Annotated in this window: 11 protein-coding genes; 3 read left to right on the top strand and 8 right to left on the bottom strand. The window is 60.3% G+C overall.

Going from position 1 to position 10,015, the window contains the following annotated elements; translation table 11 throughout:
• Window positions 1-42: 42 nt before the first annotated feature.
• The 3 genes from CORTU0001_RS08865 to CORTU0001_RS08875 are packed head-to-tail and all read right to left on the bottom strand — an operon-like array spanning window position 43 to window position 3,045.
• Window positions 43-753 (bottom strand): GNAT family N-acetyltransferase, encoded by a 711-nt coding sequence (locus tag CORTU0001_RS08865; protein WP_005329133.1) that lies wholly within the window; start codon window positions 751-753, stop codon window positions 43-45.
• The gene (gene glp, locus CORTU0001_RS08870; RefSeq protein WP_005329134.1) at window positions 753-2,063 is read right to left on the bottom strand and encodes a molybdotransferase-like divisome protein Glp; all 1,311 of its coding nucleotides are present in this window, start codon (window positions 2,061-2,063) and stop codon (window positions 753-755) included. The genes CORTU0001_RS08865 and glp overlap by 1 nt, the downstream gene beginning before the upstream one ends.
• 55 nt (window positions 2,064-2,118) lie before the next feature.
• A complete protein-coding gene (locus CORTU0001_RS08875) occupies window positions 2,119-3,045 on the bottom strand; it encodes a UTP--glucose-1-phosphate uridylyltransferase (protein WP_005329135.1) in 927 nt (308 codons plus the stop codon).
• A gap of 67 nt (window positions 3,046-3,112) precedes the next feature.
• On the opposite strand from CORTU0001_RS08875, the gene CORTU0001_RS08880 reads away from it, so the two are divergent.
• The 3 genes from CORTU0001_RS08880 to mscL all read left to right on the top strand — a co-directional run bounded on the left by CORTU0001_RS08880 (window position 3,113) and on the right by mscL (window position 5,047).
• On the top strand, window positions 3,113-3,688 hold the full coding sequence (locus tag CORTU0001_RS08880; protein WP_005329136.1) for a 5-formyltetrahydrofolate cyclo-ligase: 576 nt from the start codon (window positions 3,113-3,115) through the stop codon (window positions 3,686-3,688).
• A 48-nt stretch (window positions 3,689-3,736) separates the two neighbouring features.
• Window positions 3,737-4,444: an SAF domain-containing protein gene (locus tag CORTU0001_RS08885; protein ID WP_425265840.1), complete on the top strand. Its 708-nt coding sequence runs from the start codon at window positions 3,737-3,739 to the stop codon at window positions 4,442-4,444.
• Between the two features lie 111 nt (window positions 4,445-4,555).
• Window positions 4,556-5,047: a large-conductance mechanosensitive channel protein MscL gene (mscL, locus tag CORTU0001_RS08890; protein WP_034668586.1), complete on the top strand. Its 492-nt coding sequence runs from the start codon at window positions 4,556-4,558 to the stop codon at window positions 5,045-5,047.
• A gap of 109 nt (window positions 5,048-5,156) precedes the next feature.
• On the opposite strand, the gene CORTU0001_RS11540 is transcribed toward mscL, so the two are convergent.
• The 5 genes from CORTU0001_RS11540 to CORTU0001_RS08910 all read right to left on the bottom strand — a co-directional run bounded on the left by CORTU0001_RS11540 (window position 5,157) and on the right by CORTU0001_RS08910 (window position 9,916).
• Entirely contained in the window at window positions 5,157-5,375 is a 219-nt protein-coding gene (locus CORTU0001_RS11540; protein ID WP_005329139.1) for a hypothetical protein, read from the bottom strand.
• A gap of 16 nt (window positions 5,376-5,391) precedes the next feature.
• Window positions 5,392-6,000 (bottom strand): MogA/MoaB family molybdenum cofactor biosynthesis protein, encoded by a 609-nt coding sequence (locus CORTU0001_RS08895; protein WP_005329140.1) that lies wholly within the window; start codon window positions 5,998-6,000, stop codon window positions 5,392-5,394.
• An 85-nt stretch (window positions 6,001-6,085) separates the two neighbouring features.
• Window positions 6,086-7,552 carry a S1C family serine protease gene (locus CORTU0001_RS08900; protein WP_005329141.1) on the bottom strand — a complete coding sequence of 489 codons (1,467 nt, stop codon included), beginning with the start codon at window positions 7,550-7,552 and terminating at the stop codon, window positions 6,086-6,088.
• Window positions 7,553-7,661: 109 nt separating this feature from the next.
• Window positions 7,662-9,221, bottom strand: coding sequence for a HAMP domain-containing sensor histidine kinase (locus CORTU0001_RS08905; RefSeq protein WP_005323791.1), 1,560 nt, complete (start codon window positions 9,219-9,221; stop codon window positions 7,662-7,664).
• On the bottom strand, window positions 9,218-9,916 hold the full coding sequence (locus CORTU0001_RS08910; protein WP_005329143.1) for a response regulator transcription factor: 699 nt from the start codon (window positions 9,914-9,916) through the stop codon (window positions 9,218-9,220). The genes CORTU0001_RS08905 and CORTU0001_RS08910 overlap by 4 nt, the downstream gene beginning before the upstream one ends.
• Between the last annotated feature and the right edge of the window lie 99 nt (window positions 9,917-10,015).

The raw sequence follows: 10,015 nt of genomic DNA on the forward strand, positions 1-10,015 counted from the left end.
TGTGAAAAATGAGGTCGGGTTCCCAGCTAATAGGACGCTATTTCACGCCAGCCGGCCAGCTTGGCGCAGGCGCTCCACCGCCGTAGAGGCAAAGTCTTCTTTCACCAACGCCACGTAGTGGTGGTCCTGCCACGCGCCGTCGATATGTAGATTGCGCCGCAAATACCCTTCATGCCGGAATCCGTTGGCAGCCAAGACGCGACCCGAGGCCGGGTTGTGCTCCAGATAGGTGGCGGTCACGCGGTGCAAACCCACTCGCCCGAAGGCGTGGTCCACGCCCAAGGCGGTGGCCGCCGTAGCCACCCCGGCGCCGTGAACCGCGGAATAGACCCAGTAGCCAATCCAGCAATCGCGAATGCTGCCATGCTGAATATTTCCTAGGGTCACCTGCCCGGCGAACTTTCCCTCCACCTCAATGACAAGCGGGATCACCAGCGCCTCACGCGCGGCGGTGCGCAGGTACATCAGGTGATTCCACCACGCCTGCTGGCTATGCGCCGCCGCCCACGGTGCGGCTTGGGTCGGCTCGACCGGGCGGAGGAAGCATTCATCGTCGATGCGCTGACGCCGCCACTCGTGGCCGTCGGAACGCAGCAGGGGGCGCAAACGCATCCGCGCCCCCGAGGGAAAGACAGAAGAGGAGGGAAGCTGGACAATAGGAGTGGATTCCGGCCACCCCGGATGCATGTCATCGGTGGGGCCGGTAGCAGGATGGCGGAACCTATCCGCCGCGTTGCCGAAAGGATCGAGCATTAGCTGCGCTGGGTCAAAAACAACACATCAACCACATCGCCCGGGCGGATTTCCGTGACCTCTTCCGGCACGCGAATCATGGCGTTGGCCTCTGAGAGGCCGGCCAAGAGGTGGGCTGGGGCACCTGCGGCACCGCCGAGGCCTTCTACCAAATAGTCCGCAGTTTCGGCATCGCGCATCAGGCGAGCACGGATGAAGCCGCGCCGGCCGGGGCGGGAATCGATGTGGTTCAACGCGCGCGCACGCACCACGCGGCGGTGCGCATTGCGCTTGCCCAGCGCCAAGCGGATGAGCGGGCGGATATATACCTCAAAGACCACAAGCGCGGACACCGGATTGGACGGCAGCAAGAAGGTAGGAATGCGCTCCTCTCCCACCAGCCCAAAGCCTTGGACGGAGCCGGGGTGCATGGCCACGCGGGAGGTATCGACATCACCAAGATCGTCGAGGATCTCGCGAATGGCCTCGGCGCCAGCGCCGCCCACTGCGCCGGAGATAACCAGCACCTCGCTGCGGGCAATGTGCTTTTCCAATGCTTCGCGGATGCGGCGCGGCTCGCCCTCGGCAATGCCCACGCGGTGCACCTCCGCCCCGGCTTCGCGGGCCGCGGCGGCCAAGGAATAAGAGTTCACGTCAAAAACCTGGCCCAGTGCCGGTTCTTGGTCCAAGTCAACCAACTCGCGGCCAAAAGAAATAATGGTAATACGCGGCCGCGGGTACACCAGCACCTTTGAGCGGCCTACCGCGGCTAGAAGGCCAATCTGAGCGGGGCCCAAAACGGTGCCGGAGGATACGGCGACATCGCCAGGCTGGATGTCGTCGCCTACCCGGCGCACAAAGTCACCAGAGCGCACCGGGCGGTGGGCGGTAACGCGCTTGCGGCCGCGGTCGGTCCACTCGAGGGGCAGGACGGCGTCGGCAAGCGTGGGCAAAGGCGCACCCGTATATACGCGCACCGCTTGCTTAGGTTGCAGGCGCAGCGGCTGCTTGGAGCCGGCCGGAACCTCACCCACCACGGGCAAGGAACGCTCTACCTCCGGCTGCGGGGAATCCGCATCCTCTTCGCCCTCTGCGGACTGTTCTTCCTGGTCCTTGTGGCGACGCACCCGCAGGCCCCGCTCGCCACCGATATCCACGGCGCGCACCGCGTAGCCGTCGATAGCCGCCTGCGGGAACCCCGGCAGGGGTTGATTAGCCTGTACCTGCTCGGCGCACATCAAACCCAGCGCGTTGGAAATACCGATGCGCACCGGCTCCGGCGTCGTCGCCGCATCCGTTACCAGCGCCAACTGGTCATCAACTGAACGCATAAGGTCTATGCCCGCCCTTTCTTCGCTTCCACGTCCTTGGCCACTGGGAAAATCCCTAGGCTAGGCCGTGCTCGTCCTCATACTCGGCCATGATTTGCTTAATCGCTTTATACAGCGTGGGACCATACTTTTCATCGCGCAGGCCAAAGTCCACGTTGGCGGGGATATAGCCGCCAGGATTGCCCAAATCATGGCGCTTTCCTTGGTGGACTACCACGTGGACGGGCTCGCCTTCCTCAATGAGGAGCTCGATGGCGTCGGTAAGCTGCAGCTCGCCACCCTTGCCTGGCTTAATACGGCGGAGGGCATCAAAAATCTTGCGATCCAATAGGTAGCGACCGGTGGCCACGAGATTAGACGGGGCATCTTCCACCGCCGGCTTTTCCACCATGCCCACGACCTTCTTAACACCGGGGGCATTGGTATCTTCTACGTCGAAGACGCCGTAGTTATAGGTCTGCTCGCGTGGGACCTCGAAGGCGCACAGCACGCTACCGCCCAAAGCCGCGCGCACACGCGCCATATCGGCCATGACGGTGGCGGGCAGCACAATGTCATCGGGGAGCATGACGGCGAAGGAATCCTCGTCTTCCCCAAGGACCTCTTCAGCAAGGCCCACCGCGTGACCCAAACCCAGCGGCTTTTCCTGCTCCACCGCAACAGGGTGAATGAGCTGGTTGGCTCGCTTAACCTTGGCCACCTGCTCATCCTTGCCACGGGATTCAAGGGTCTCTACTAGCTCGGGAAAAGCCTCGAAGTGGCGCATGACTTCTTGCTTATCGGGCGCGGTAATCACCGCTAGGCGGCGCGCACCTACAGAGGCAGCCTCCTCTGCGATGAGTTCGATGCCGGGAGTATCAACAACGGGCAGTAGTTCCTTGGGAACCGTTTTGGTGGCGGGCAAAAATCGGGTGCCCATACCTGCCGCTGGAACTACAACCGTGGTGATTCCGCGGGCGGAATCTTCGCGTTCTATAGCCATGCACAATAGCGTACAACGCCACATTATTTTCCCGTGCACCGCTACGCCGCGGGGTTATGATTTATTTATGACCTCTTCCATCACCGCCAAAAACGAGCTGCGCGCCCGCTTGGTCCAGGCCCGCCGCGAACTTTCCTCCGAGGACCACGATGCTTTTACCGCCGCCGTGCGCAAGCATCTCGAATCCGAGCTCACCGAGTCCATGACCGTGGCCGCCTACTGGCCTTTGGGCTCTGAGCCCGGTGGTGCGGACTTTGTGCCGTGGCTCAAGGCCCATGTCTCCCGCGTCCTCCTGCCAATTTCCGGCGAGAATGGCACGCTGACCTTTGCCGAATACCGCGGCAAGGAAGCCATGCACACCAGCCCATTGGGTTTGAATGAGCCTCAGGGCCCAAGCTTTGATAGCAGCGTGCTGGCCGAGTGCGACCTGGTGCTCGCCCCTGCCATGGCAGTAGATGCCAAGGGCAACCGCATGGGCAAGGGCGGCGGCTACTATGACCGCGCGCTAGAGCCGCTTCCCCACGGCAAGCCGCCGGTTTTCGCCATGGTCTACCCCTCCGAGTTTGTAGACGAGCTGCCTACCGAGGACCATGACCGCAAGGTTGATGCCGCCGTCACCGCAGAGGGCATCACCCGCTTCTAGTTTTTAGGGTGCGGGAACCATGCGCGGTTTCGGGCAGTCTAAAAGAGTATGCCCACTTCGCGTATGCCCCGCCTCGTTTCCACCCTTCGTACCCCTGGCCACCGCCGCGGCGTTGTAGTGCGCCGCGCCATTGCGGTGGCCCTTCTTATTGCCGCGCTGGCTTCGGCCTTATCTGCGGCTAAGGAACTGCCGCGCGTTCCCGTCTTTAGCCGCGATCTGCCTGCAGGGGCGGAGCTGGCGCTTGCCGACGTCGACTTGGCCCGCCTTCCTTCTTCTTCCATCCCCGATTCCGCAGTAGCGGCAAAGCCAGAAGAACTCACCGGCCGCGTTATTACCGCCGCAGCCGGCAAGGGCGAAGTGATTACCGATGCTCGCCTTCTAGGAGAAGAACTTGTCTCTAGCTTGGTGGGCGGCTCCGAAGCCGCGGCCGCGCGGATGATCCCAGTCAAGCTCGCCGAGCCCGATATCATCCCCCACCTGCACCATGGCGATACCGTGGACGTGGTAACCGCCGTCGATGCCGCCTCCTCCCCTTCTGATGTTGGAGAGGGCGAGGCGCCCACCGCACCCACCGCGCGCGTTATCGCCACCGGCGGGCGCGTGGTGTCAACTTCCAGCGCCGAAGGCGAGGCCTCTTCCTCGACCGTTTTGCTCGCGCTGCCCCATGACCACGCCAATGATGTAGCCGCGGCGTCGTTAAGCCAACCACTCACAGTCGTTATTGTGGGTGACCGCGCCCACCCACAGCAGAGCTAGACCTTTTCAGACACAGCAGTTGTGGTTGGTTACCGGCTGCACTAATGTTTCGCGGTGTCCATGGTTTTTAACTACCCTTAGTTATTCCCAGAAAGGTTTGTGCATATCACCATGCTCAAGGGTTTCAAAGACTTCATCATGCGCGGCAACGTCATCGAACTTGCCACCGCAGTCATCATTGGTTCTGCCTTCACCGCAATCGTCAAGTCCGTGACGGATTCCATCATCCAGCCGATCATCAATTCCCTTGGCTCCGCTGAGGTTGGTGCCGTTGGCTTCCACATCACAGATGCCGAAAACACCTTCGTGGACTTCGGCGCCGTCATCTCCGCAGCGATTAACTTCCTCATCATCGCCGCAGTGGTCTACTTCCTCATCGTCATGCCGATCAACAAGCTCACCGAGGCCGCTAAGCGCCGCCACGGTGTGGACCCTGAGGCCCCTGCCCCAACCTCCGAGGAACTGCTCGCGGAAATCCGCGACCTGCTCGAGGCCCAGAATGTCTCCGATAAGGACATCCCGGGTACCGGCATCGACGGTTCCGCCCGCGGCGCTACCGACGCCGATTCCGGTTCTACCGGCGGCGGCCGCCACCAGGCCTAGTTCCCTTCGCTGCTTGCGCAGCACAGAGCCCGTGGTTTCACTTCTTCGGAAGAAACCACGGGCTTTTTAAGTACCTCTGTGGCTGCAGACCTGCAGCCTGTCTTAGGCACTAGCCGCCGTAGTGTGGGGGCTGATTTTCTCGGTAGAACTGTTCATCGCGCTGGCCAGACTCCCCCTCTGCCGCCACCGAATCCGCGTCATCGACGGTAACGATTCTCTCTTCATCAACACCGTGGGAAGCGGGTACGCCGGGCTTATCAGCACTACGGTCATAGCCGGCAGCATCGGATTGGCGGAATACTCGCCGGCGATTTCTCCGCGACGTCATAGAAAATGCCCTGCTATTACTGGACGCTCGATTGCTGCAGCTGATCAATCAGGTGGTGCACCAGAGGCGCCAAGGTAGCCATGCCATCACGGACCGCAGCACGCGAGGAAGCGAGGTTGACCACGACGGTAGAGCCCGAAACACCCGATAGGCCGCGGGACGTGCAGGCATCCACCGCGCCACAGGCTTGGCCAGAAGAACGCAAAGCTTGAGCCACGCCCGGGACCATCTTGTCAATGACGGATCGGGTAGCCTCCGGAGTCTTATCGCGCGGGCCTACGCCGGTGCCGCCCACGGTGAGAACCAAGTCCACGCCACCGACCACGGCGGTCTCAATGGCCTGGCGAATCTTGGATTTCTTGGAACGCACCACGATGGCGCCATCAACGCGGAAATTGGCCTCCGCGAGCAACTCGCTTACCAGCTGCGAAGTGCTATCGGATTGCTCACCAGGATGATCGGTGACAATAACGATGAGCCCGCGGCGCGGGGCGGCAAGGCTATCCTCCTGCTCGCTCGCCAGCAGGAAGGCATCATCGGGTTCGGCAACATCCATCAAGGAATCGCGCTTATTCGCGCTGTCGGGCTGCGCGGAGTCGGTCACATCGTGCTGCGAATCTGGCATTTTTCTCCTTAAGTTAAGGCAGTACGGCCTTATGGCGGGGTGAGGTACGGCGCATTCAGCACCTAATGAGGTCTTGCACAGTAATTTACTCGCCTGAGAGGGTTACCTCTACCTGACGAGAATCATCCGAGTCTTCGCGGGTAACCTCCAAGGTCACCGTCGCGCCAAAGTCCTGCGATCGCGCCGCCGCGATGAGCGCATCAGCGTTTTCAATCAGGCGATCGTTGACGCGGGTGACAATGTCGCCATCCTTCAAGCCCGCCTTATCTGCTGGACCGCCCGGCTCTACCTCGGCGATGCGGGCACCATTGCCGTCGTCGCGCGCTAGCACCTTCACGCCAAGGGTTGGGTGGGAAACTTTGCCGTCATTGATGAGCTCATCTGCCATGCGCTTGGCAAAGTTGGATGGAATTGCAAAGCCCAAGCCAATGGAGCCGCCCTCGCCGGAGGAGTCATTAGACAGCGAAGCAATCATGGAGTTCATGCCCACGATATTGCCGTCTCGATCCACCAGCGGGCCACCGGAGTTGCCAGGGTTTACCGCAGCATCGGTCTGAATGGCGTCAATCAATGAGGACTCGCCACCCTCCTGGGACGCGCGCACGGGACGGTTCTTTGCCGACACGATGCCCGAGGTCACGGTAGCGTTCAGGCCCAAAGGTGAGCCCACGGCCACCACCTCTTGACCCACGGCAACGGAATCGGAGTCGCCGAACTGCAAGAAGGGCAGGTCCTTGACGTCCTTGATCTTCACGATGGCTACGTCCGTATTCGCATCCGAGGCCACCACGTCAGCTTCATGCTTGCTGCCGTCATTCATGGTCACCTGCATCATGCCACCGTGCTCAGCACCGGCAACCACGTGGTGGTTGGTCAGTACATAACCATCTGGGGAGATGACAGAACCGGAGCCTTCAGCCCCACCAGTACGAGTCATCGTCTGGATAGAAACCACCGCCGGCAAAACCTTAGAGGCAACTTCTTCAACGGAACCCTGCTCCGGTTCCTTACCGGTGCTATTGTTGGCCGGCTCAGCCTTGAGGGCTTCATTGACTACAGAGGTATCGTTATTGCCTCCCCCGGAACTCATACCGACCACAGCACCGGCAATCGAGCCTGCGGCGATGGCGGCAACGGCCGCCAAAGCGGTGGCGGCACCCAAGCCGATTTTCTTCTTTTGCTCCGGCTGCGGAGGAAGAGGGGTGACCATCGGGCCTTCCTGTCCCTGACCGCTAAAGCTTTGGGTCTGTGGGCCGTTCGGGTACGGCCCGAGCGAACCTAGTGTTCGTGGGTCATCGCCTTGTGCACCGCCGCGCGGCTGATTCCAGCCTTGCGAATAGGAACCGGTCTCATATGCCTGCGCACCAGCGCCGCTATAAGGACCAGTGCTGTCGCTGTAGGGACCAGCATTTCCGGCGCCCGCGTTGGGCTGTCCGGTTTCTCCAAAGTTCGGACCACCCTGAACCGGCTCGGCCCTACCCGGACCTTCCTGGGACGCTCCCTCCGGGGAGTTTCCATCAAAGCCGCGGTAATCGTCATTCCTCATGTTCATGAGAAAACTATGCCTCACTTCGCTTGGTCAAGACTGATACTGATCTGCCAACCTACTAGGAATTCCTGAAAGGTTGCTGTATTACCTCACCAGTATAAACGCTTGTACGTTAGCCCTGATTAAACCAACGCTGCGCAAAGATTTCACCCCGGTCGCTTGGGTCTTCCTTACCACCCGGCAGCCCCTCATGCGGGTCTGCCAAACCGTCCACGAAAATCTCACCCGGCACAGGCTTGCCCGGCAAGATGACTTCCATGCGGGTGCCACCATCATTAGACTCGCGGATCTTGATCGTGCCATCGTGGCGTTCAATTACCGATTTCACAATGGCCAAGCCCAAGCCCGATCCCGGCATGGAACGCGCTTCCGCCGAACGGTAGAAGCGTTCAAAGACCTTCTCCCGCTCCTCCGGAGCAATGCCAGGCCCAGAATCATCAAAGCGCAGGCGCACCTCGTGGGAGGATAGCTGCTCCATGGATACGCGCACCGTGCCAGTTGCCGGCGACCACTTAGCCGCATTGTCCATGAGGTTAAGCGTGGCACGACCCAATGCGAAGGGGTCGCCGTCCAGCTCCCACGGGATAAAGCGCACCAAGAACTCCACATCGGGACGGCGGCGGCGCGCACGCTCCAGCGAAGCCATCATGACTTCACAAAGGTCAACCGGTTCCGGTTCGCGCTCATTGCCGTCCTCGCGCGCCAAATCAACGAGGTCTCCAATCAAGGTGGAGAGCTCGTTCATCTGGGACATGACGTCATCCTCGAGGTCCTTGCGGTCCTCGTCGCTCATGCCAAAGCCACCACCGGCGCGATTGAGCATCATCAAAAGCTCAATATTGGTACGCATAGAGGTCAGCGGGGTCTTTAGCTCGTGTCCAGCATCGGCTACGAACTGAGACTGCTGCGAACGGGATTCCTGCAGTGCCTCCAGCATCTGGTTAAAGGAGGTGGTCAACTGCGCCATCTCGTCGTTATTGGAGACCTCAATAGGACGCAGGTCGTTGGTCTGCGTCACGTAATCCACCGCTCGCTTCAGCCGGGCGATGGGTTGCATACCGGTTTTGGACACGATGAGGCCTGCAAAAATGGCGAGCACGATACCAAGGGCAACGATAATCAGTAGCACCGTGCCCAAGATGGCTATGAGCTCTTGCGTAGATGCGAGAGACTGAGCGACGACCACGGTAGAGCCGAGATCATGACGCTTGGCCAACACCCGCTCGCCGCCGACGGTACGCACGGAAGTTTCCGTGTAATTCTCCGTCCGGTGGAAGTCCCCGCCCACAGGAATGGTGTCGCCGTAGGAAAAGCTCATGGAGGGCGGTGATAGGGCTACACGGGTGCCAGGGTTATAGGACTTAAAGTCCTCGATTTCCTGGTCCACGTTATCCATGAACCGCGGGTCTTGGCTTTGCCGCAACAAGACATCGGCCTTGGCCTCCAAGCGGTCATCGACGGAGGCGGTCAGGGACATAGAAACTACCCAATACGTTGCCAACGTCATCAAGGCAACGGCTACGGCCACCACAAGGCCAGTAACAGTAGCAAGGCGCCACCGCAGTGGCGCCCGTGAAGCCCAACTCCCCTGACTATCAGAGAACTCGGTAAGAGGGGTGGACTGTGCTTTCCCGGAAGCCACCGCAAGGGAAGCGGGCTTCCTTAAAATCACGGATTAGACTCCCTCAAAACATAGCCCACACCACGGACGGTGTGGATGAGGCGAGCATCGCTCTCGCCCTCCGTCTTCTTACGCAGGTAGCCAATATAGACCTCGAGAGCATTGCCGGAGGTAGGGAAATCGTATCCCCATACTTCTTCCAGGATCTTGCTGCGCGAGAGAACCTTGCGGGGATTTTCCATCAGCAATTGCAGCAGCGCAAACTCGGTACGCGTCAAGGAAATGGCCCGGCCACCGCGGCTTACTTCGCGGGTATCGGCATCAAGCTCAAGGTCCTCGAAGCTAAGCTTGCTTTCCACCGGAGCTTCAGCGGCGATGGAATCTGCAGAGGCACGCCGTACCAAGGAGCGCACGCGGGCCAAGAGCTCTTCCAATGCGAACGGCTTTGGCAGGTAATCATCCGCTCCGGCATCGAGGCCAGCCACGCGATCCGAGACGCCATCGCGCGCGGTCAGAACGAGAATTGGGCGGTCCCAACCCTCACTGCGCAGGGTGCGGCACACCTCAAGGCCATCCATGTTGGGCATCATGACGTCCAGAATCAACAATTCTGGATTCTCAGCGCGCACCGTCTCGACGGCTTCCAGGCCGTCGTTAGCGGTCAGCACTTCGTAGCCGTTAAAACGTAGGGAACGGCGTAGCGATTCGCGGACGGCTTGTTCATCATCCACCACAAGGATTTTCATAGTCCTAATTATTACTGATGGCAGTCAACTTCATGAAGTTAAGAGAAATATTTACCCCCCATAGCCCCCCAAATACGGTTAAAACATGCTTATAGGAGG

The sequence above is a fragment of the Corynebacterium tuberculostearicum SK141 genome, assembly GCF_000175635.1.
Classification (GTDB): Bacteria; Actinomycetota; Actinomycetes; order Mycobacteriales; family Mycobacteriaceae; genus Corynebacterium; species Corynebacterium tuberculostearicum_C.

What these genes read in the sequence shown, in the direction of transcription:
- CORTU0001_RS08865 (WP_005329133.1), bottom strand. Translation starts at nt 753, where the DNA reads ATGCTCGATCCTTTCGGCAACGCGGCGGATAGGTTCCGCCATCCTGCT.
- glp (WP_005329134.1), bottom strand. Translation starts at nt 2,063, where the DNA reads ATGCGTTCAGTTGATGACCAGTTGGCGCTGGTAACGGATGCGGCGACG.
- CORTU0001_RS08875 (WP_005329135.1), bottom strand. Translation starts at nt 3,045, where the DNA reads ATGGCTATAGAACGCGAAGATTCCGCCCGCGGAATCACCACGGTTGTA.
- CORTU0001_RS08880 (WP_005329136.1), top strand. Translation starts at nt 3,113, where the DNA reads ATGACCTCTTCCATCACCGCCAAAAACGAGCTGCGCGCCCGCTTGGTC.
- CORTU0001_RS08885 (WP_425265840.1), top strand. Translation starts at nt 3,737, where the DNA reads ATGCCCACTTCGCGTATGCCCCGCCTCGTTTCCACCCTTCGTACCCCT.
- mscL (WP_034668586.1), top strand. Translation starts at nt 4,556, where the DNA reads ATGCTCAAGGGTTTCAAAGACTTCATCATGCGCGGCAACGTCATCGAA.
- CORTU0001_RS11540 (WP_005329139.1), bottom strand. Translation starts at nt 5,375, where the DNA reads ATGACGTCGCGGAGAAATCGCCGGCGAGTATTCCGCCAATCCGATGCT.
- CORTU0001_RS08895 (WP_005329140.1), bottom strand. Translation starts at nt 6,000, where the DNA reads ATGCCAGATTCGCAGCACGATGTGACCGACTCCGCGCAGCCCGACAGC.
- CORTU0001_RS08900 (WP_005329141.1), bottom strand. Translation starts at nt 7,552, where the DNA reads ATGAACATGAGGAATGACGATTACCGCGGCTTTGATGGAAACTCCCCG.
- CORTU0001_RS08910 (WP_005329143.1), bottom strand. Translation starts at nt 9,916, where the DNA reads ATGAAAATCCTTGTGGTGGATGATGAACAAGCCGTCCGCGAATCGCTA.